This is a genomic window from Hyphomonas sp., assembly GCF_041398385.1.
GTDB lineage: Bacteria > Pseudomonadota > Alphaproteobacteria > Caulobacterales > Hyphomonadaceae > Hyphomonas.
Genome location: NZ_JAWKUW010000001.1, coordinates 840,037 through 858,902 on the forward strand (window position 1 = coordinate 840,037; position 18,866 = coordinate 858,902).

20 protein-coding genes are annotated in these 18,866 nt (G+C 63.6%); 12 read left to right on the forward strand and 8 right to left on the reverse strand.

What is annotated here, in order from left to right:
* Nucleotides 1-5 precede the first annotated feature (5 nt).
* A complete protein-coding gene (locus R3C13_RS04160; protein WP_371309532.1) occupies nucleotides 6-1,805 on the reverse strand; it encodes a PAS domain S-box protein in 1,800 nt (599 codons plus the stop codon).
* A gap of 152 nt (nucleotides 1,806-1,957) precedes the next feature.
* Between R3C13_RS04160 and R3C13_RS04165 the strand changes: the two genes are divergently transcribed.
* From R3C13_RS04165 to R3C13_RS04175, 3 genes are all read left to right on the forward strand, one after another.
* On the forward strand, nucleotides 1,958-2,695 hold the full coding sequence (locus tag R3C13_RS04165; protein WP_371309533.1) for a WecB/TagA/CpsF family glycosyltransferase: 738 nt from the start codon (nucleotides 1,958-1,960) through the stop codon (nucleotides 2,693-2,695).
* Nucleotides 2,696-2,800: 105 nt separating this feature from the next.
* Complete coding sequence (gene hpf / locus R3C13_RS04170; protein ID WP_371309534.1) at nucleotides 2,801-3,394, forward strand: ribosome hibernation-promoting factor, HPF/YfiA family; 594 nt, start codon at nucleotides 2,801-2,803, stop codon at nucleotides 3,392-3,394.
* Between the two features lie 21 nt (nucleotides 3,395-3,415).
* Complete coding sequence (locus R3C13_RS04175; protein WP_371309535.1) at nucleotides 3,416-3,889, forward strand: PTS sugar transporter subunit IIA; 474 nt, start codon at nucleotides 3,416-3,418, stop codon at nucleotides 3,887-3,889.
* 78 nt (nucleotides 3,890-3,967) lie between these two features.
* On the opposite strand, the gene R3C13_RS04180 is transcribed toward R3C13_RS04175, so the two are convergent.
* Nucleotides 3,968-6,163: a M3 family metallopeptidase gene (locus R3C13_RS04180; RefSeq protein ID WP_371309536.1), complete on the reverse strand. Its 2,196-nt coding sequence runs from the start codon at nucleotides 6,161-6,163 to the stop codon at nucleotides 3,968-3,970.
* A gap of 292 nt (nucleotides 6,164-6,455) precedes the next feature.
* On the opposite strand from R3C13_RS04180, the gene R3C13_RS04185 reads away from it, so the two are divergent.
* The 8 genes from R3C13_RS04185 (at nucleotide 6,456) to R3C13_RS04220 (ending at nucleotide 12,954) form a co-directional block, all read left to right on the forward strand.
* Entirely contained in the window at nucleotides 6,456-7,319 is an 864-nt protein-coding gene (locus R3C13_RS04185) for a ferredoxin--NADP reductase (RefSeq protein WP_371309645.1), read from the forward strand.
* A 46-nt stretch (nucleotides 7,320-7,365) separates the two neighbouring features.
* Complete coding sequence (locus R3C13_RS04190; RefSeq protein WP_371309537.1) at nucleotides 7,366-7,746, forward strand: hypothetical protein; 381 nt, start codon at nucleotides 7,366-7,368, stop codon at nucleotides 7,744-7,746.
* Nucleotides 7,747-7,830: 84 nt separating this feature from the next.
* On the forward strand, nucleotides 7,831-9,324 hold the full coding sequence (locus R3C13_RS04195) for a caspase domain-containing protein (RefSeq protein ID WP_371309538.1): 1,494 nt from the start codon (nucleotides 7,831-7,833) through the stop codon (nucleotides 9,322-9,324).
* 69 nt (nucleotides 9,325-9,393) lie between these two features.
* A complete protein-coding gene (locus R3C13_RS04200) occupies nucleotides 9,394-10,059 on the forward strand; it encodes a hypothetical protein (RefSeq protein ID WP_371309539.1) in 666 nt (221 codons plus the stop codon).
* A gap of 9 nt (nucleotides 10,060-10,068) precedes the next feature.
* The gene (locus R3C13_RS04205) at nucleotides 10,069-10,506 is read left to right on the forward strand and encodes a hypothetical protein (RefSeq protein ID WP_371309540.1); all 438 of its coding nucleotides are present in this window, start codon (nucleotides 10,069-10,071) and stop codon (nucleotides 10,504-10,506) included.
* A gap of 30 nt (nucleotides 10,507-10,536) precedes the next feature.
* A complete protein-coding gene (locus R3C13_RS04210; protein ID WP_371309541.1) occupies nucleotides 10,537-10,902 on the forward strand; it encodes a hypothetical protein in 366 nt (121 codons plus the stop codon).
* Nucleotides 10,903-10,999: 97 nt separating this feature from the next.
* On the forward strand, nucleotides 11,000-12,406 hold the full coding sequence (gene lpdA / locus R3C13_RS04215) for a dihydrolipoyl dehydrogenase (protein WP_371309542.1): 1,407 nt from the start codon (nucleotides 11,000-11,002) through the stop codon (nucleotides 12,404-12,406).
* Between the two features lie 101 nt (nucleotides 12,407-12,507).
* Nucleotides 12,508-12,954: a GNAT family N-acetyltransferase gene (locus R3C13_RS04220; RefSeq protein WP_371309543.1), complete on the forward strand. Its 447-nt coding sequence runs from the start codon at nucleotides 12,508-12,510 to the stop codon at nucleotides 12,952-12,954.
* Here R3C13_RS04220 and R3C13_RS04225 read toward each other — a convergent pair whose 3' ends face one another.
* From R3C13_RS04225 to R3C13_RS04240, 4 genes are all read right to left on the reverse strand, one after another.
* Complete coding sequence (locus R3C13_RS04225; protein ID WP_371309544.1) at nucleotides 12,955-13,266, reverse strand: winged helix-turn-helix domain-containing protein; 312 nt, start codon at nucleotides 13,264-13,266, stop codon at nucleotides 12,955-12,957.
* Between the two features lie 9 nt (nucleotides 13,267-13,275).
* Nucleotides 13,276-13,899, reverse strand: coding sequence for a hypothetical protein (locus R3C13_RS04230; protein ID WP_371309545.1), 624 nt, complete (start codon nucleotides 13,897-13,899; stop codon nucleotides 13,276-13,278).
* A gap of 142 nt (nucleotides 13,900-14,041) precedes the next feature.
* Nucleotides 14,042-14,800, reverse strand: coding sequence for a YebC/PmpR family DNA-binding transcriptional regulator (locus R3C13_RS04235; protein WP_371309546.1), 759 nt, complete (start codon nucleotides 14,798-14,800; stop codon nucleotides 14,042-14,044).
* 256 nt (nucleotides 14,801-15,056) lie between these two features.
* Nucleotides 15,057-15,452 carry a hypothetical protein gene (locus R3C13_RS04240; protein WP_371309547.1) on the reverse strand — a complete coding sequence of 132 codons (396 nt, stop codon included), beginning with the start codon at nucleotides 15,450-15,452 and terminating at the stop codon, nucleotides 15,057-15,059.
* Nucleotides 15,453-15,768: 316 nt separating this feature from the next.
* Between R3C13_RS04240 and R3C13_RS04245 the strand changes: the two genes are divergently transcribed.
* On the forward strand, nucleotides 15,769-16,113 hold the full coding sequence (locus tag R3C13_RS04245) for an endonuclease domain-containing protein (protein ID WP_371309548.1): 345 nt from the start codon (nucleotides 15,769-15,771) through the stop codon (nucleotides 16,111-16,113).
* Between the two features lie 183 nt (nucleotides 16,114-16,296).
* On the opposite strand, the gene R3C13_RS04250 is transcribed toward R3C13_RS04245, so the two are convergent.
* The gene (locus R3C13_RS04250; RefSeq protein ID WP_371309549.1) at nucleotides 16,297-17,118 is read right to left on the reverse strand and encodes a YmdB family metallophosphoesterase; all 822 of its coding nucleotides are present in this window, start codon (nucleotides 17,116-17,118) and stop codon (nucleotides 16,297-16,299) included.
* 86 nt (nucleotides 17,119-17,204) lie between these two features.
* Nucleotides 17,205-18,860, reverse strand: a complete 1,656-nt coding sequence (locus R3C13_RS04255; protein WP_371309550.1) for a hypothetical protein — start codon at nucleotides 18,858-18,860, stop codon at nucleotides 17,205-17,207.
* Nucleotides 18,861-18,866: the final 6 nt, after the last annotated feature.

An 18,866-nucleotide genomic window follows, 5' to 3' on the forward strand; every position in this document is an offset into this window, starting at 1 on the left:
GTCCGCTACCGATTGTGCCTGGGAAACCTGAACCGGGCCCACAGGCCTTCTGGCCGGTATTCGATCTCGACCTGACCATCCATCGAATAGGTCAGGCTCTGCTCGATCAGGATGCTGCCAAAGCCCCGGCGCGTCGGCGGAGAAACGGCAGGGCCACGGGACTCGCGCCATTCCACGATAGCCTCGGGGCGGCCACGGTCGGTCGCGCGGCTCCAGGAAATTTCCAGCCGCCCCTCTCCGGTCGACAGCGCGCCATACTTGGCAGCGTTGGTTGCGAGTTCATGCAGGACCAGTCCGAACGAATGCGCCGCTTCGGCGCCGAGCTCCAGCGGCGGCCCGGACAGCGAAACCTGCGCCGAGCCGATCTGGGCATAGGGCATCACCTGATCCCTGACCAGCTGGGTGAGGTCGGCGTCCCGCCGCGTGGACTCGACCAGAAGGTCATGGCTTTTCGATATCGCCATGAGCCGGCCGACGAACGCTTCCCGGAACGAGTCCATATCGTCGGCTTCGCGCAGCGTATGGGAGGCGATCGTCTGGATGGTTGCCAGCGTGTTCTTCACCCGGTGGCTCAGCTCGCGCAGCAGCATCTCGCGATGCTCCTCGGCGCGCTTGCGGTCCGAAATATCGACCGCAGACGGAATAATGTTCACCACATTGCCGCGCTCATCGAAGGTCGGCGCGAACTGGACATCCACCGTGATGTTCCGGCCTTCTGCGGCCCGGATGGTGATGTCCCGCCTCACCCGCTCTCCGCCGGCCGCCCGGAAGAACGCCGTGCGGATCGCGTCCTGAAGCGCGGGGTCGTGTGAGAACCAGTAGGTTTCCCAGAACAGCTTGCCGACGACGTCGTCGAGCGTCAGCCCGGCGGACGCCAGGGCTGTCTCGTTGCACTCGTGCATGATGCCGTCGGGTGAGAGAAGGCCGACAAAGGCCATCACATTGTCGAGGATCGACCGCAGATGCTCGTCGCTCTTGCGCAGGCGTTCTTCGTCGACTTTCCGCTTCGTCACATCGGCAAAGGAGACGGCAAACCCGTCATCCAGTTTCGCCGCCGCGACGCGGTACCATTCTTCGCCATTGCGGCCCGGATACATGTATTCGCCCTGCCAGGGCTCCCCGGTTTCGACAATGTCGGCGTAAATCCGGAAGATGCCCGCATCGACGGTTGCCGGAAGCTGGCCGCGCATCGTGCTGCCCAGCAGTTCATGCGGCGCCTGATGGAACATGCGGACCGCTGCCGGGTTGGCAAACTCGACCCGGAAATCCTCGATTTGCCCGCTGGTATTGCGGATACTCTGGAAGATGAGGAAGCCGTCCGGCGTGGTCTGCTGCACCGCCCTGAATCGCGCTTCGCTGGCGGCAAGCGCTTCGTTCATGCGCGTCTGCTCGGAAATGTCCTCGATGACGGAGATGAAATAGTCGACCTCGCCGGACTCCTTGCGGACGCACCCGACCGTCAGGTTTGCCCAGACGATCGCCCCGCCCTTCCGGATATAGCGCTTGTGGATGCGGTAGGTGTCGCGCTCGCCGCGCAGCGTGGCCGCCAGGAATTCGAGGTCATTGTCGAGGTCGTCCGGATGGGTGACGTCCTGGAAGGTGGTTTTCAGCAATTCCTCGGGCGTGTAGCCGAGGATTTCCGAGACCTTCCGGTTGACGCGCAGCCAGCGTCCGTCGGGGCCGACATGGGCCATGCCGACGGCGGCGTTCTCGAAGGTCGAGCGGAAGCGCGCCTCGCTTTCGCGCAAGGCCTCGGCCTGGCTGGCTTCGAGACCGGCCGGTGAGTTCTGGGCTGCAGAGGTCATGCGCGGATCACTCCGGTATCGGCCGGTATCGACAGGTCCGGTCAGCTGACAGCGCTTTGGTGTAAGAACCCTTACGCCGGCCGTGCAGGCGCACAAACAGTCCGGAAAGAAAATCCGGGATAAGGTGCCTGCGCGGCATTCGGGGCACCGGCATGGACAAGCAGGCAACACGCTTCCTGGGACTGGACTTCCAGCCCATGACAACTGCGGAAGCGACGCGCTTCCTGGCCGAAACGGCGTCGGCCGGCGCGCCTTTCACCTATGTCGTGACGCCGAATGTCGATCACCGTATCCGCCTCGAACGCGAGCCGGAACTGCGCCCGCTCTACGATGCGGCAGGGCTCCTCCTCAATGACAGCCGGATCCTGGAACTGCTCGCCCGGCGCGACGGGATCGACCTGCCCGCCTCGCCCGGCGCCGACATTGTCGAAGCCCTGTTTGCGGGCGTGATCCGGCCCGACGAGACCGTCACCATTGTGGGCGGCGACGCCGCGCTCGAAGCCGCCTTGAAAGCGCGGTATGGCCTGACCGACCTGCGCCGGCATGAGCCGCCGTTCGGGATGCGGAAAAACCCGGACGCCATTGCGGCCGCCGCGGCCTTCCTCGCGGCTAATCCGGCCCGGTTCCATTTCCTGTGCGTCGGCTCGCCCCAGCAGGAAATGGTGGCCCATGCCGCCCTGGAGCTCGGGACGGCCACGGGCGTCGGCCTCTGCTGCGGGGCCAGCCTCGACTTCCTGTCCGGCAAGACGGACCGGGCCCCGGCCTGGATGCGGCAGGCCCGGCTGGAATGGCTGCACCGTCTCGGATCCGAGCCAGGCCGGCTTGCCAGGCGCTATCTGGTCGAGGGACCGGCCATATTTCGTATCTGGCGGCGCGACAGACGCGGCTGATCGCCCCTTCCACTGGCTTAAGTCTTGCCCATTTAATGGGAAGGGAGTCGCATCATGCGACGTTCTGGGTCATAATTGAGCCCTGAAAAGTAAAGGAGACCGCTCGTGCAGATACAGATTACTGGCAAGCATATGGATCTCGGCGAAGCCCTCAGGGGGCGTATTGAGACCGGACTTGAAGCAGCCGTCAGTAAGTATTTCAATCGAGCGGGCGAGGCGCGCGTATTCGTTTCCCAGCATGGTCCGTTCGTCGAGGTGGACTGCAATGTGCACTTGCCGTCGGGCATTGTGCTGCAATCCACCGGCAAGGCCGAAGACCCCTATGCCGCGCTCGAAGACAGCCTCGACAAGATGGAAAAACGGGTGCGCCGGTACAAGCGCCGCCTGAAGGACCACCATGCCATCGCCGCCGGCCCCTTCCCGTCCGAACCGGCCGCCGAAGCCGTCTTCCAGACCAACGGGCATGACGTGGATAATGACGAAGACGTTGAGGAAGCTGCGGATTCGCCCCTGACGGTTGCCGAAACGTCCGTCCAGATCCGCACAATGGCTGTTTCTGAGGCAGTTATGCAGCTGGAACTGCAGGAAGTTCCGGCATTGATGTTCAGAAACGCTGGCCATGGGCGCCTGAATATGGTGTACCGCCGCCCGGACGGGCACATTGGTTGGGTGGACCCAGCAGACGCCTCCAGAAACTGAGGCGCAACGGAAGCGAGTTGAATGGCAACCGATCTGACATCCCTGCTCGAAGGCGGGGTCATCCTGCCATCATTTGAAGCGACGAGCCGCAAGCAGGCGATCCACGCGCTGGCCGAAGCCCTGGCGGGCGCGACCGGCCTCAGCGCGCGCCAGATCGAGGATGCCGTCATGGAACGCGAACGCCTCGGCTCGACCGGGGTGGGTGAAGGCGTCGCCATTCCGCATGCCCGCGTCGAAGGCATCGACAAGCCGGTGGGGGGCTATATGCGCCTCAACCAGGGCGTCGACTTCGAGGCCATTGATGAGCGCCCCTGCGACCTGGTCTTCATGCTGCTGGCGCCGAAGGCCTCTGGCGCAGACCATTTGCGGGCCCTCGCCCAGGTCTCCCGCGTGTTCCGCCAGAGCGCGATCCGCGACGCCCTGCGCGACGCCCGCAGCGAAGACGCCGTCCGCGCCATCGTCTGCAAGGAACAGGTCGAGCCGACCGCATCCTGACCTGGCCGCTGACAAAACTCCAAATAAAAAAGACCCGCCGGGTGACCGGCGGGTCTCTTGTTTCCGGGGAGAGGCAGATCAGCCTTCCGGCTTTTCTTCCTCGGCAAAGCCGCGGATTTTCAGCAGCGGTTCGATCGTCGGATCGGAGCCGCGGAAGTTGCGGTATAGCTCGTCGGCTTCGCGCAGGCCGCCGGATTCATAGACCCACTTCTTCAGCTTGCCGGCAAGTTCCGGATTGAAGATGTCGCCGGTCTCGCGGAAGGCGGTGAAACCGTCCGCATCGAGAATTTCAGACCAGAGATAGGCATAGTAGCCGGCCGAATAGCCACCCGCGAAGATGTGGCTGAAATACTGCGAGCGATAGCGCGGCTCGATCTCTTCCGGAATGCCGTACTCGGCCAGCACCTTCTTCTCGAATTCGCGCGCGTCGGTGATCTTCGCGGCCTCCTCCGAGCTCAGCATGTGCCAGCGCAGGTCGAGCAGCGAGGCGGCGATGTATTCCGTCGTCTTGAAGCCCTGGTTGAAGGTCGCGGCGGCATTCATCTTGTCGAGCAGATCCTGCGGGATCGGCTCGCCCGTCTGGTAATGCTTGGCATAGGTCTCCAGCACTTCCGGCGCGCCGGCCCAGTGCTCGAGGATCTGCGCCGGGAATTCGGTGTAGTCGCGCGGCCCGTCGACGCCGGAGAAGGTCGTGTAGCGGATCTGCGTGAGCAGGCCGTGCAGGCCGTGACCGAATTCGTGGAACAGGGTCTCCACCTCGTCGAAGCGCATCAGCGTCGGCTCGCCCTTGGCGGGCGTGATGAGGTTGAGATTGTTCGAAATGATCGGACGGATGCGATCACCCTTGACGTCGGACGTATTGCGGAACGAGCTCATCCAGGCGCCGGGGCGCTTGGACTTGCGGGCATACATGTCGGACATGAAGAGGCCGAGGAAGTCGCCCGTCTCGGCATCCTTCACTTCATAGGAGGTGACGACCGGGTTCCAGCCCTCCACTTCAACCGGCGTGATCGTGATGTTGAAGAGTTTTGAGGCGACATCGAACGCCCCTGCCCGGACGGCACCGAGTTCGAAATAGGGCTTCAGCGCGTTGTCGTCGAAATCATATTTCGCCTGGCGCACCTTCTCGGCATAATACCACAGGTCCTGGCCTTCGATCTGGAAGGCGTCGCCGATCATGCCCTGCATGTCGGCCTTTTCCTCGGCTGCCCGCTTGAGGCCCGGCTCCAGCACCTTCTTCAGGAAGTCTTCCGCAGCTTCCGGCGTCTTGGCCATACGCTCGGCCAGCTGGAATTCGGCGTGGTTCTTGTAGCCCATGAGCTCGGCCCGCTTGGCGCGCAGCTGGGCGATCTTGACGAGGATCGGGCCGTTGTCGAACTCGCCGGACGAGGCACGCAGGCGATAGCCGTCGAACATCTGCTTGCGCAGGTCGCGGTCTTCGGCCTGGGTCATGAATGTCTCGAACACGGAGCGATCGGCGGTGAGGATCCACTTGTCCTCACCGTCGACCTTGAGGGCGGCCTTGAAATCCGGCGACAGGCCGGCAAGACGGGATTCATCCGTCACGTCGATCTGGAAGGCCTTGGTCGATTGCAGGACGTTCTGGCCGAAGCTGGTCTGCAACGAAGACAGTTCCTCATTGATCTTTGCGACTTCGACCTTGGCTTCCGGCGACAGCGCTGCACCGTTGCGCACGAACTGGCGATAGGTCAGCTCCAAGAGGCGCGCGTCCTGTTCGTCGAGGCCGAGGCGGTCCCGGTTCTGGTAGACCGACTGAACGCGGGCAAACAGGTCCTGGTTGAAATTGATCGCATCGGTCTCGCGCGTCAGCAGCGGATAGATTTCCGACTGCAGCGCGTTCAGCGTATCGTTGGTGTCGGTCGAGGTGATGTTACCAAAGACGTTCATCACCTTGTAGAGCGAGGCACCGGCCTGATCGAGGGCAACGATCGTATTGTCGAAGGAGGGCTCGTCCGGGTTGGCGACGATGGCGGCGATCTCGCCGCGGAGTTCCAGCACGCCTTTCTTGACCGCCGGCATGTAATGCTCATCCTTGATGGCGGCGAAGGGCGGCACGCCATAGGGGCCGGTCCAGTCCTCGCGGAAGGGGTTTCCGGCGAGTTCGGCGTCCGTCACCGTGATTTGCTCTGCTTCGACCTTTTCAATGGCCGCTGGGGCTTCCCCGTCCGGCGCCTTGGTTTCGGTCTTGCCGCACGCGGTTACCGCGAGCGCAATGGCAGCGGTCCCGCCAAGCAACATGTGTTTGATCGTCATGACATTCCTCTTCAAATTTCTTTGAAACTTTTAACAGCAATTCGCAGGGAACCGCCAGCTATTCTGAAGCGTTTGGGGCACAAATACTGCGTTGGAGCAACCCCAAAGCCCTGCGGCGCATGGGGACCGGCAGGACCGGCAATCCGTAGAAAAACTTAAGCGTTCATCTGACACATTGCTTTTCATCGGCCCGCTTGTCATGTGAGCGGCCAAGATGAAGTCATTTTTCGCGTCATTTTTCAGAAACACCGACAAGATCGACGTTCCGACCGAACAGCCGAAAGAGCCCGCCATGTCTTCCGATACGACCGGCACCGATGCTGCGACGCCAGCCGCCGGCGCCTCACCCCCTCCGGCCCCTGCCCCGGCCAAGCCGGCAAACCCGAACGGACCGACCGAGGAAACCGTGCTCGATGTGGAGCATTATACCGACCGCCTGTTCCGGTTTCGCATCACAAGGCCGATGAGTTTCCGGTTCCGCTCCGGTGAATTCGTGATGATCGGCCTGCTCAAGGAAGACGGCAAGCCGCTGCTGCGCGCCTATTCCGTCGCCTCGCCCGCCTGGGACGAGGAGCTCGAATTCTACTCGATCAAGGTGCCCGATGGCCCGCTGACCTCGCGCCTGTGCAATATCCAGCCGGGGGACAAGGTTCTGCTGGCGCGCAAGCCGACCGGCACGCTGGTGCTGGATGCCCTGCTGCCGGGCAAGCGGCTCTACATGTTCTCCACCGGCACCGGGTTTGCCCCGTTTGCGAGCCTCGTGCGCGATCCGGACACCTATGAGCGCTATGATGAGGTGATCGTCACCCATACCTGCCGCGAACTGGCCGAGCTGACCTATTCCCGCAACCTGGTCGACAGCCTGATCAACGACCCGCTGGTCGGCGAGATGGTTCAGGGCAAACTGCGCCTCTATACGAGCGTCACGCGGGAGGCGCATGAACACCAGGGCCGCATCACGGATCTCATCGAATCTGGAAAACTATTTACAGATCTGGGCGTTCCGCCGATCGATCCCGAGACCGACCGGGCCATGATCTGCGGATCCATGGAGATGATCCAGGACACCAAGGCCCTGATGATCAAGGCCGGCCTGACCGAAGGCTCGAACGCCGCCCCGGCCCAGTTCGTGATCGAAAAGGCATTTGCCGGATAAGGCTTTTTTGTGCAAACCTGTCGCATCTGCAGCGGGGAGGCTGAGGATGGACCGGAAGATTTCATCGGGATTGCTGGGCCTGGTGACCGCCGTGATCGTACTGATTGCAGCGAGATACCTCGGGCACCTGGTTGTGCCGGGTGAGGCGGCGAGCCATGCCGACGGGCAGGGAAGTGTGTCTTTCGCCTATCAGCTGGTCGAAGTCCTGGCCTGGTTCCTTGGCGTTCAGGCGGGCATCTGGTCTGCGCTGCTTCTCAGCAACGGCTCCCGGCGCGCGACCGTTATCGTGGCTGGCGGCGTTCTGGCGATCATCACGCTGATCCTGTTCTCCGTTCCGCATCCGGCCTGGATGGTCGCGATCGGACTGCTCCTGCCCGTCCTGTCGGTGTATGTGGCAACCCGGGTCATCCCCTTCGAGCCTGTCTGACCCGCGCGGTCATTGATGCGCTTCTTGCCGCTCGACGGACCCGATCAGTGTGGTTAATCTTGTCCGAGGGGAAAAGGAGCCACCATGACAATCCTGTTTCCGCGCTGGATCCGCGTTCTTGCGATCACCTGCCTGTGCCTTCTGCCGGGAGCGATCGCATCGGCTGCTGAGACCCGGCTCGCGCTGGTGATTTCGCAGACTGACTATGCGGGAGACCTGTCGAAGGTTCTCAGCGCCGGACAGGAAGCCGACACGATTGCCGGAGCGCTGAAGGATACCGGGTTCGACGTGACCCGGGCCCATGACCTGACCCGCAACGAGCTCAAATCTGCCCTCAACGATTTCCGCCGCAAGGTCGACGCCGCAGGTTCCGAGGCGGTCGCGTTCATCTACTACACCGGCCATGGCGCCCAGCATCCTGAGAGCGGCGACTCCTACCTGCTCGGCATCGATGCCGAACTGGTCGCGGCGTCTGACCTCGCTGTCTATGGCCTCGACATGCAGACCCAGCGCGACGGCTTTGCCGCGACGGGCGCGAAGGCCGTGTTCCTGGTCTTTGATGCCTGCCGCAATGTGCCGGGCCTTGAGGGCTACAAATCCGCCGTGAAGGGCCTGTCCCGGGTCGAGGCGGCGCCCGACATGCTGATCGCCTATGCGACCGGCATCGGCGACGTCGCCAAGGAAGGCGTCTATGCCCCGGTGCTGGCGGAAGAGCTGCAGCGCCCCGGCCAGAAGGCGGAAGATGCCTTCGCCGCCGCCCAGCGCCGCGTCGCCGGCCGAACCAATCGCAGCCAGCTGCCCTGGACCAACAATCTGCTCTACAATGAGTTCTGTTTCTCGGCCTGCGAGAAGCCGGCCGTAACCGAACGCCCCCAGCCCTTCGAGCTGGAAATGTCCGGCGCCGTGCTCGACCAGGCTTTCTTCGCCGCCTATGGCAAATACGGCGAGGCGGAAGTGCAGATCAAGGCCGACGAAGATTTCGGCGGCCAACTGGAAACCTTCACCTTCAACCCGGCCTTCGCCGTCAAGTTCGACGACTATATCGCCGTCGTCTCCAAGGGGACCAACAAGGATGATGCGCACGTCAATTCGGGCCGCATCAGCGCGCATTACATCAAGGACGGCGAAGTGATCGGCACCTGGCAGGACCTTGCCTATGGCAACGGATTCGGCATGCCGCCGGATTATTCGCTCCGCACCGGCCTCCTGAACTATCCGACCATGATGGTGAAGTCCGGCTGGATGGGCCAGGGCCAGGTCCTCAGCTCCGAAGAGCTGATCGAGATCACGCCGGACGGCCCCGTCTTCCGGGCCAACGTCCTGACGCTGGATGACACGACCGGCGCGGCCTATGACGAGCTGAAGCCCTGCGTGCTGGAAGGCACGATCAAACCGTCCCGCACCGGCACCGATTCCTTCTTCGTCGACTACAAGTTCACCAGCGAGGTGAAAGGCGAAGATCGTAAGGTTGAGTACAGATTGGACCCGGCATCCGGTGAATACGTCCCGGATTTCGAATACGAGTCCGAAGTCTGCGCGATGCTGATGTACGATCAGCTCGAAAACAGCGGCGATTAAAGTAAATCTGAACAAATTTCATCGATTGCGTTCAGCCGGTTGTCACGAGCTACATGGTAGTTCTTCCGGATGCACCGGAAGCTCATCGCCACCCTGATTGCCGGATATTCGATCGCCTTTGCGTTCGGCGCCCTGACCGCCGTCCGCTGGCCGTCGATCATGATGGTGATGACCTGGTTGGTGAAGGATGAGCTGGCCGAGGGCGTCGCGACCGTCAACTGGCGCGAACTCGGCATCACCCATGGCGGCCCGTACCTGGTCGCCGCGATCTGCTTCTACACCGCTGCCGCACTGGTCTCGACCCGGCGCCGCGGCGCCATTCTCTCCTATATCTGCGGCCTCGCTTTCGGCTTCCCGGTCTTCTACCTCGTCACGTTCGAGCCCAGCTGGTGGCAGGATCCGAGCATTGCCGAAGGCGTCGTCGCCGGCCTCGGCGTGATCGGCGGCCTGCTGCTGATCGCCGTCTGGGAGCTGCGCCACCGCCCCGCCCGCGAAGCCGAGGAAGACATGTCCGCCGCTGCGCCGGCCCCTGCTCCCGTGCAGGTCGTCTATGTCTCCCAGCAGGAAGATGGCCCGGTCGTGGTGCGTCCGTCGGCAGCGCGGCCCGCTTACGTGTCCGCTGCGGTCGCCCGCCAGCGCGCCAGCTTCGCCCATCATGGCCGCAAGGAGCGCGAGCGCCGCGAGCGCGCGCTGGAAAAGGCCGCCGCGCGCCGTGCGGCGATGGCTGGCGGCTAGGGATTCGCCATGGATTTGCGTCAGTTTCTCGGCTTTGTCCTCGGGGGATTCGGGGTCTGGATGATGTGGCATGCCGGCGTCGGTATGGAGCAATACATCGTCTCCGCCGATGGCGTTAAAAGCGTGCATGATGCCCTGTTCGAGCCGAAATATGCCCTGCGCCTTCTGGCGGCCCTCGCCGCCTTTGTCGGCGGCCTTGCCGCCCTGACGGAAAAGAATGGCGGCAGCTGGCTGACCGGCCTCTCCGCTTTCATTTTCGGCCTCAGCGTCTTCGGGCTGATCGCCAGCCGCAGCATCGTTGCCGACTGGGCCTCGGAGGCGATTTCGCTCAGCGTCCTGACCGGCCTGTTCCTGGCCGTCGTCGTGGCCCGCGGCCGCACCGCCGCAACAACAGCCAAATCAGCCCCCTCAGGCGAAACCGCTTCGCATTCCGGCGACAAGGCTTAAGGTAACCCGGATCAGATCTGGGAGGATCGCATGACCCTGCGCCGTTTGGCCGGCTTATTGCTGGCGCTGCTTGCCGGATACCTGCTGTGGCAGGCTGTTCACGCGATCCAGTTCGTGATGGCGACCGGCAGCCCGCTTTATGAAGCGGTCATGGACCCGCCGACCGGCCTTCTGCGGCTGCTCGGGACCGGATTCGCCCTGATCGGCGGCCTGCTGGCATTCCTGAACAAGCGGCCCGGAGCATGGGTCGCCGCGCTGGGCACCGGCATCTTTCTTCTCCTGACCGTGATGATGGTCCTGTCGGGCGCCGAAGCCATCCTGTGGCGCGACGAAGCTGCCTATTCTGCGGCCCTTCTGGTGCTGACGGGCCTTCTGGTGTTCCAGCGGCGGCATTGAAGCTGCAGTCTCGACGAAGGGCGCATTGATTTCAGGTCGCAAATGCCTAGGTTGGCGCCTGATTCCTTAAGGCCCCTATCGCAAGGCAGATTTTCCCATGGCAGAGACCTATGACGTCGTCATCATCGGTGGCGGCCCCGGCGGCTACAATTGCGCAATCCGCGCCGGACAGCTTGGCCTGAAGGTCGCCTGTATCGAGTCGCGCGGCACGCTCGGCGGCACCTGCCTCAATGTCGGATGTATCCCGTCCAAGGCGCTGCTTCACGCATCCGATTTCTTCCGCGCCGCCCAGCACGATTTCGAAGCCATGGGCATCAAGACCGGCAAAGTGGAAGTCGACCTTGAGAAGATGATGGCCCAGAAGGCCGACGCGGTGGACGGCCTGACCAAGGGAATCGAGTTCCTCTTCAAGAAGAACAAGGTCGATTACGTCAAGGGCCGCGGAAAGATCGCCGGTCCCGGCAAGGTGGAGGTCGACGGCCTCGACGGCGGCAAGCAGACGCTGGAAACCAAGAACATCGTGATCGCCACCGGCTCCGAGCCGGTCAGCCTGCCGGGCATCGAGATCGATGAAGAGCGTGTGGTGACGAACACCGGCGCCCTGTCGCTGACCTCCATCCCGAAGCGCCTCATCCTGATCGGGGCCGGCGTCATCGGCCTAGAGATGGGCTCGGTGTGGTCGCGCCTCGGCGCCGAAGTCACCGTGATCGAGTATCTCGACCGCATCATGCCGGGCGCTGATGCCGAGATCGCCAAGGAAGCCGAGCGCACCTTCAAGAAGCAGGGCCTCACCTTCCGCCTCGGCATGAAGGTCACCGGCGTCGAGAAGATGAAGTCGAAGCTCAAACTCTCCATGGAGCCGGCCAGGGGCGGCGAGACGGAAACGCTGGACGCAGATGTGGTCATCGTCGCGGTCGGCCGCCGCGCCTATACGGACGGTCTCGCTCTTGAGACGGTCGGCGTCACCACTGACAAACGCGGCGTCGTGCAGGTCATCGACGGCCACTTCAAGGCTGCCGAGGGCGTCTGGGCAATCGGCGACTGTATCCATGGCCCGATGCTGGCCCACAAGGCCGAGGACGACGGCACGGCTGTCGCCGAACTGATCGCGGGCAAGGCGGGCCATGTGGACTACGACCTCGTGCCGAGCGTTGTCTACACGAACCCGGAGATTGCCTGGGTCGGCAAGACTGAGGACCAGCTCAAGGAAGCCGGCATCGAATACAAGAAGGGCAAGTTCCCCTTCACTGCCAACTCCCGTGCGCGCACCAATCACGAGACCGTCGGCTTCGTGAAAATCCTCGCCGACAAGAACACCGACCGCATCCTCGGCGCCCATATGATGGGCCCCTGCGTCGGCGAGATGATCGGCGAGATCTGCGTGGCCATGGAGTTCGGCGCAGCCTCTGAAGATGTCGCCCGCACCTGCCACGCTCACCCTACCCTGTCGGAAGCCATCCGCCAGGCCGCGATGGGCGTCGAAGGCTGGACCATGCAGATGTAGGCCGGTCTGCCGCCGCAATTTGGTGCGGCGCAGCAACGATTGGCCCCCGGATGCCGGCCGAAAGGCTGGACGGAAATACAGTCCATGATAACGTTGTCATCATGTACACGCATGAAGGCGCAGGCTGGCATATAAGGGCGTTCGAACGGCATGACGGTCAGGCGTGCATGTCGATCTTCATGGCGTGCCTGCGCAAGTTTCCATGGCGTGGCACGCCGCGGCCCTATGTGGCGCGGCTGATCCGGGCGATCCCCAATGCGCGGATCTGGGTGGCGGAAGAACCGGCGGCCGGCATCATCGGCTTCATCACGCTGCAGCCCGGCGAAGCCTATGTCGACCACCTCTTCGTACATCAGGACTGGCGGTTCTGCGGGGTCGGGCGCGGCCTGCTGGAAGTAGCTCGCGAGAACGCCGGCAAGCCCCTGACGCTGGATGTCGACACGCAGAATTTCGGGGCCCGCAAAGCCTATGAAAGCCTTGGCTGGCGGGTGGCCGCCTCGGCCGGCGACGGCAACGGCCGCGGCCAGATCCGGCTCGTCAGCCCGTAATCACTCCGCCGCTTTCATCAGCGCCTGCATCCGGTCGAGCCAGGCGAGCCAGGCCTTGCGCCCGGTCTCCGTCAGATGCACCCGGGTTTGTGGCCGCCGGTCGACGAACCGCTTTTCCAGCTCCACGTATCCCGCCTCTTCCAGCTTCCGGAGATGCGTGGAGAGGTTGCCGTCGGTGGTGCCGACCTTGTCGCGCAGCTCGCCGAAGATCGCGGGGCTGACTGTGGACAGGTAAGCCATAATGCCGAGGCGGAGGCGGCCATGGATGACATCGTCGATGTCATTATGATCGAAGGGGTTTTCGTCCGACATGGGAGCACCTCAGACCGTCTCGGACGGCTCTTCCCGCATCAGGATCATGCCGGGCACAAAGACCGTCGAGAAGGCGACAGCCGCGCCGAGCAGCCAGATCTCTTCGCGTCCGACCAGCAGGACCGCCGCGAAAACGCTGGCAATGGCGACCCAGCCGGCAACAATCAACGGGCGGGACTGGGCAATCAGCCCGCTTGTCAGTTGCGACAGGCCGTAGGCGCCCAGGACAACCGGCACCGACCAGAGGAAGCCGATGCTGGCACTTCCATCCAGAAAGGATTTCGCGATCACGCCGGCAAAGAAGGCAAACAGCATGAAGCCGGCGCCCATCCAGACCAGCGCAGACACGCGGTTTCCAGCTGAGCCGGCCCCTGGCTTTGCTGGCGGGAAGGTCAGCTGCATGAACTTGAAGCCGCCGAAACCGAGCACGAAGAACACGCCCCACATCCAGGACACATAATAGAGCGGCAGGCCCAGCGCGCCGCTGCTGATGAGGTAATGGCCGACATAGGCCAGCGCCGCGAGGCCGCCCCACCAGGCGAGGAACCGGCCCGCCAGCAAGGGGGCCTTCTGGCCCGCCTCGGCAAGGTCGCGGATATAGGCAAGGTCGTCGGCGAAGGTCTGAGGGCTCATTTCACGCTCCATAGAGTACTTTGAAATACAAAGTACTTGCACGAGAGGCGGGAGTCAAGGCCCGCAACCGGTGTCGGCAGGATGACCGTAAATTGACTTTATGTTGCCCCGGACAAGGACAGCGTTGACCGGAAGAGACCCGTCAGTCGCCCGCGAGACGCGCCATTTCCTCGTCGGACAATTCGGAATTGTCGTAGACGTTGGCGACGTCATCGAGCTCGTCGAGAACGTCGAGCAGCTTCATCAGCGACTCGGCCGCATCGCCGGCCACCGGCACGCGGGTGTTCGGTTTCCAGATCAGCTTGGTCGATTTCGACTCCACCTTGTCACCGAAATGTTCGGCCAGCGCATCGGCCACGGCGCCGAGGTCTTCGCGGGCGGTGTAGATCCAGTGGCCTTCCTCATCGGATTCCACGTCCTGGGCGCCGGCCATGATGGCGGCTTCCATGATCTCGTCGGCGGTGCCGGCTTCCGGGCCGTACTCGATCTCGCCCATCTGCTCGAAGCCGAAGGAGACCGAGCCGGTGGTGCCGAGGCTGCCGCCATTCTTCGAGAAGGCGGTGCGCACGTCGGTCGCGGCGCGGTTCTTGTTGTCGGTCGAGGCCTCGACGATGATGCCGACGCCGCCGGGGCCCATGCCTTCATAGCGGATGTCGACATAGTCGGCGCCGCCGCCGCTCTGGCCCTTGTCGATGGCGCGCTGGATATTGTCCTTCGGCACCGACTGGCCCTTGGCGTTCTGCACGGCGAGGCGCAGGCGCGGGTTCATGGCCGGGTCCGGCCCGCCCATCTTGGAGGCAACGGTGATTTCCTTGGACAGGCGCGCGAAGAGGACCGCGCGCTTCTTGTCCTGCTTGCCCTTGCGGTGCTGGATGTTCGCCCATTTGCTGTGGCCGGCCATGAAACCCTCTCTAGGTCGGTTTGGAACTGGAAAGGCAGGCCTTTAGCGCATGGGCGGGCGGAGGCCAAGGCATCGGCACCAGCACGTGCGGCCGGCGCGGGCGTGGGCCCGTCCGGTGAGGAACAGAGGATTGGCGTTTGTGTTCCGCCGATACCTGCGCAGGCAGGTATCCATCTCCTGAAGCGTCCTCAAGTGCATGCGGCGATGACGGGAGATGGACCCCTGCGTTCGCAGGGGTCTGCGGCAAGCTATGGCTCTAAGGCGGGCCGCGGATCGGGACGGCGGGTTGCGGCGACGTTCCGGCCAAGGCTCCGGCCAAAACTCCGACAAGGCTCCGGGAACGCTCCGGATGGGTCCGGAGGGCCTCCGGCCAGTCAGGCTCGCCAAGGCTGAGCGCGCCGATGCGGCGGCAGGCGCGGGCGATGAGGGCAGCAAGCTGAAGCTCCGCGCCCTCCTCTTCTGCCTCGCCGGGCTTGCCGACGATCCGCACGAGGAAGACCTGGCCCCAGACGGTCACGCTCCAGCGATAGTGCGTGCCCTTGCCATGCACCGCCCGCACCCAGCCGCGCAACACCAGGATCTGCGCCCAGATGAGCGGCCAGATCAGGCAGAGGTGCGGCGGGAACCCGGCAGGAGGACAGAACGGCGACATGGGCGTGAAGATACGCCGGATGCGGAGGGTGTGGGATGGATTTATTTTTACGCGCGTGGCTGCGACAGGTTTGGCGTGGGGAGATGGGGGATAAACTCCCCTCTCCCTTGGGAGAGGGGCCGGGGGTGAGGGGAAACGCACGTTCCACCAATCCCGCATTCTGTGGCACGAGAAGAGTTCAGCGCCGCCACTTTCATCCCATGACGAACCTCCGCAATCCCTCACCCCTAACCCCTCTCCCAGGGGAGAGGGGAATTGGTCCGGTGCGCGTGGCGTAGGCTTTCCACCCGAAGCAGCATCTGCAATGGTCACAGACATGACCCGCTCCCCCTCCATCCACCGCGCCCGGAAACTCCGGCAGATGGCCAACACGCCGGAACAGGTAGTATGGCAGACGCTCAGGAATTTGCGCAAACACGGCTTTCCCGTGCGCAGACAGCATCCGGTTGGCGGCTACATTGTCGATTTCGCAATCGTCTCTGTGCAGATGGCTATCGAAATCGATGGCAGCGTGCATGGCCGCGAGGATGTGGCGATCTCAGACGCGACACGACAAGCCGATCTCGAGCAGATGGGCTGGCGCGTCCTGCGTCTGAGTGCGCAAGAGGCGATGGATGCGGAGTATCTGTGGGCGCGGGTGTGCGAGGCGCTGGAGATTTGAGGTTCGCGGGCACTCCCCTCCCCCTAGGGGGAGGGGCTGGGGGAGAGGGGTGACGGACTTCCCTTCATGCGCCGGTGCCAGAGGCACGCATGTCTGCGCGTGCCTTTCCGCACACCGCCTGTCGAACCTCCGCGACCCCTCACCCCTGCCCCTCTCCCAAGGGAGAGGGGATGGTGGGTCACGTCACCCCGGCACGATTTCGCTCAGCCTGCCGCCTATCCGGATTGGCTCGATGCGCGCTGCCAGGCCCGTGCGGTCGTCGGTTTCGACGAAGGTGCCGCAGAGTGTGCCCTCCCCCAGGGCGGGCTGGTAGCGTTCGCCGGGGAGCTGGGTCTGGAAGCGGTAGAGCGAGATCTGTTTCTGCATGCCGATGACCGAGTCATAGTCGCCGCACATGCCGGCATCGGTCTGGTAGGCGGTGCCGCCTTCGAGGATCATCGTGTCGGCGGTGGGCACATGGGTGTGGCTGCCGACGACGAGGCTGGCGCGGCCGTCGCAATGGTGGCCCATGGCCATCTTCTCACTCGTCGCCTCGCAATGCATGTCGACCAGGATGGCATCGGCCACCGCGCCCAGCGGCATGGAATCGAGCGCCGCATCCACCGCATCGAACGGACAGGCGAGCGACTGGCGCATGAAGACATTGCCCTGCACCTGGATGACGCCGACGCGGCGGCCGTCCGGCAGGGTGAAGAGGTGCGCCCCCTTGCCCGGCGCATTGGCCGAGGACGGATAATTGACGGGGCGCAGGAGGCGCGGCTCGCGCTCGATATAGGTCATCGCCTCGCGCTGGTCCCAGGCATGGTCGCCCAGGGTGAGGCAGTCGGCCCCGGCGGCGAAGAACTCTTCCGCGATGGCGCTGGTGAGGCCGAAGCCGCCGGCGGCGTTTTCCGCGTTGACCACGGCAAAGTCGAGCCGGAGGCGTGCCTTCAGGCCCGGCAGGTGGTCCAGCACCGCCTGCCGCCCGGGTTTTCCGACAACGTCTCCGAAAAAGGCCAGTCTCATGAGTACCAGCCTATGCACCCGCCGCGCGCAAAAGAAAAGCGCGCGCCCCAGACGGGACGCGCGCCAATTGCCGCTGCGTAGCGGGCTTACTTGTTGGAGGCGGTGAAGCCCAGCGTTTCCTTGGTGACCTGCGAGGGATCCTCAAGGTCTGCAAGGGCCGCCATCGAGACCGGCTCCTTCGGCGCCAGCTTGATGGTCAGCGTCTTCGGATCGGAGATGAAGCTGGACAGCGCGGCGGAGGCCTCGTTGACGAGGTCCATGTCGATGCCGCTGCCGCCGGCCATCATCGGGGCCATGGCCAGCATGCCGGCGACCTGGTTGCGGGCGGTCTTCGGATCCTGGCCATTGGTGGTGGCGTAGGCGTTGAAGGCGCGGTCGACGAGGCCGTCATCTTTCAGGTTGATCTCGAAATTGTGCAGGACCAGCTTCTCGAGCGCAGAGTCGAGCGCCGCGGTGGGGCTGGCGGACATGCCATAATCCTGCTCGGCGGCGGCGATCGCCTTGGCGCCGGCGAACTGCATGCCGAGATCCATGCGGAAGCCGTCTTTGACTTCCCAGAAGTTCTGGCCCTTCACATAGGTGGTAAGGTCCGTAGACGGCTCATAGGTCTGGTAGCCGGCGCCGGTGAGTTCGACCGTCTGGAAGCCCATCATGGCGAGCGGGCCGGCAAGCTCGTCGCCCAGCTCCCCTTCCCCGGTGGAGAGGGTCATCTTGAACGGATCGGTCTTCACGGCAACGACGGTGTTCGCCTTGTTGCGCCCGACATTCGAGGTCAGCTTCGGCAGGTCCAGCTTCACGCCGGCGATGTCCATGCTGAGATTGTCGACCAGCAGGGATTCATAGCCCGGATTGGCCGGATCCTGCGCGCCGAGCTTCATCATGTCGGACATGTTGCCGGGATTTTCGGCCTCGTCCGTGGCTTCGCTCAGCATCTTGAGGTCGATGCCGTGCATCTCGATGCCGCCGAGCTTCATCTTGATACGGTTGCCGTCTTCGCCGTCGACCATGTCGAAGTCGAGCTTGCCGACCCTCATCAGCGCGGCCTTCTGGTCTTTCAGGCCCGTCACTTCGACCGTGTCGAGGGTGAAAGTGCCCTGGTCGCCCTCGTTTTCATCGATGCTGAAATTGATGTCGTTGATGGCCCAGTGGTCGAAGGAGAGGGCGGCGCCTTCCGGCATGTCCTGCTCCGGCCCGGTGCCGAAGAGGCTGGCCACCCAGGCCGCGGTTTCCGGCGACGGGTTCACAAGCTCGATCGAGCCGATCTTGCCGGAGCCCTGATCGGCCTCTTCCGGATCGGTCGGTACGAGGGCGATGTCGCTCATCAGCATGCGCGAGAAGGTGGCCTGGCCGTCCTTCATGGCGAGGCCTTCGAATTCGAGCTTCTTCGCCTTGAGGTCGGCGCCGTCGAGATCGAAGGAATCGTCATCGGCATCGAAGCTCATGCCGTCTTCGTCTTCCTCATCGTCGCCGGCGGACACCAGCGTCACATTGGTGAAGACGACCTTGTCGCCGGAGAGGTTCTTGTTGTCCCAGGAGACGAGGCCGGCGCCGGACGTGTCCAGCGACATGGCGGCAAGGGCCTGTGCGGCGGTTGCTGGGTCTCCTTTTTGGATCTTGTAGTCCGGAATTTTCTCCTGCGAGAATACAATCCCTGCGGGAGCTTCCTCGCCAGGCGGCTTGTCTTTCTTCGAGCAAGCCGTAAGCATGGCTATGGCAGCGACGCCCGTCAGCAGATATTTCATGTTTTG

Bases quoted from the DNA above. Each gene is read 5' to 3' on its own strand.
- R3C13_RS04250 (WP_371309549.1), bottom strand. From the start codon at position 17,118: ATGAGACTGGCCTTTTTCGGAGACGTTGTCGGAAAACCCGGGCGGCAG.
- R3C13_RS04200 (WP_371309539.1), top strand. From the start codon at position 9,394: ATGCACCGGAAGCTCATCGCCACCCTGATTGCCGGATATTCGATCGCC.
- lpdA (WP_371309542.1), top strand. From the start codon at position 11,000: ATGGCAGAGACCTATGACGTCGTCATCATCGGTGGCGGCCCCGGCGGC.
- R3C13_RS04255 (WP_371309550.1), bottom strand. From the start codon at position 18,860: ATGAAATATCTGCTGACGGGCGTCGCTGCCATAGCCATGCTTACGGCT.
- R3C13_RS04210 (WP_371309541.1), top strand. From the start codon at position 10,537: ATGACCCTGCGCCGTTTGGCCGGCTTATTGCTGGCGCTGCTTGCCGGA.
- R3C13_RS04165 (WP_371309533.1), top strand. From the start codon at position 1,958: ATGGACAAGCAGGCAACACGCTTCCTGGGACTGGACTTCCAGCCCATG.
- R3C13_RS04175 (WP_371309535.1), top strand. From the start codon at position 3,416: ATGGCAACCGATCTGACATCCCTGCTCGAAGGCGGGGTCATCCTGCCA.
- R3C13_RS04245 (WP_371309548.1), top strand. From the start codon at position 15,769: ATGACCCGCTCCCCCTCCATCCACCGCGCCCGGAAACTCCGGCAGATG.
- R3C13_RS04230 (WP_371309545.1), bottom strand. From the start codon at position 13,899: ATGAGCCCTCAGACCTTCGCCGACGACCTTGCCTATATCCGCGACCTT.
- R3C13_RS04225 (WP_371309544.1), bottom strand. From the start codon at position 13,266: ATGTCGGACGAAAACCCCTTCGATCATAATGACATCGACGATGTCATC.
- R3C13_RS04185 (WP_371309645.1), top strand. From the start codon at position 6,456: ATGTCTTCCGATACGACCGGCACCGATGCTGCGACGCCAGCCGCCGGC.
- R3C13_RS04205 (WP_371309540.1), top strand. From the start codon at position 10,069: ATGGATTTGCGTCAGTTTCTCGGCTTTGTCCTCGGGGGATTCGGGGTC.
- R3C13_RS04240 (WP_371309547.1), bottom strand. From the start codon at position 15,452: ATGTCGCCGTTCTGTCCTCCTGCCGGGTTCCCGCCGCACCTCTGCCTG.
- R3C13_RS04235 (WP_371309546.1), bottom strand. From the start codon at position 14,800: ATGGCCGGCCACAGCAAATGGGCGAACATCCAGCACCGCAAGGGCAAG.
- R3C13_RS04220 (WP_371309543.1), top strand. From the start codon at position 12,508: ATGTACACGCATGAAGGCGCAGGCTGGCATATAAGGGCGTTCGAACGG.
- R3C13_RS04180 (WP_371309536.1), bottom strand. From the start codon at position 6,163: ATGACGATCAAACACATGTTGCTTGGCGGGACCGCTGCCATTGCGCTC.
- R3C13_RS04195 (WP_371309538.1), top strand. From the start codon at position 7,831: ATGACAATCCTGTTTCCGCGCTGGATCCGCGTTCTTGCGATCACCTGC.
- R3C13_RS04190 (WP_371309537.1), top strand. From the start codon at position 7,366: ATGGACCGGAAGATTTCATCGGGATTGCTGGGCCTGGTGACCGCCGTG.
- R3C13_RS04160 (WP_371309532.1), bottom strand. From the start codon at position 1,805: ATGACCTCTGCAGCCCAGAACTCACCGGCCGGTCTCGAAGCCAGCCAG.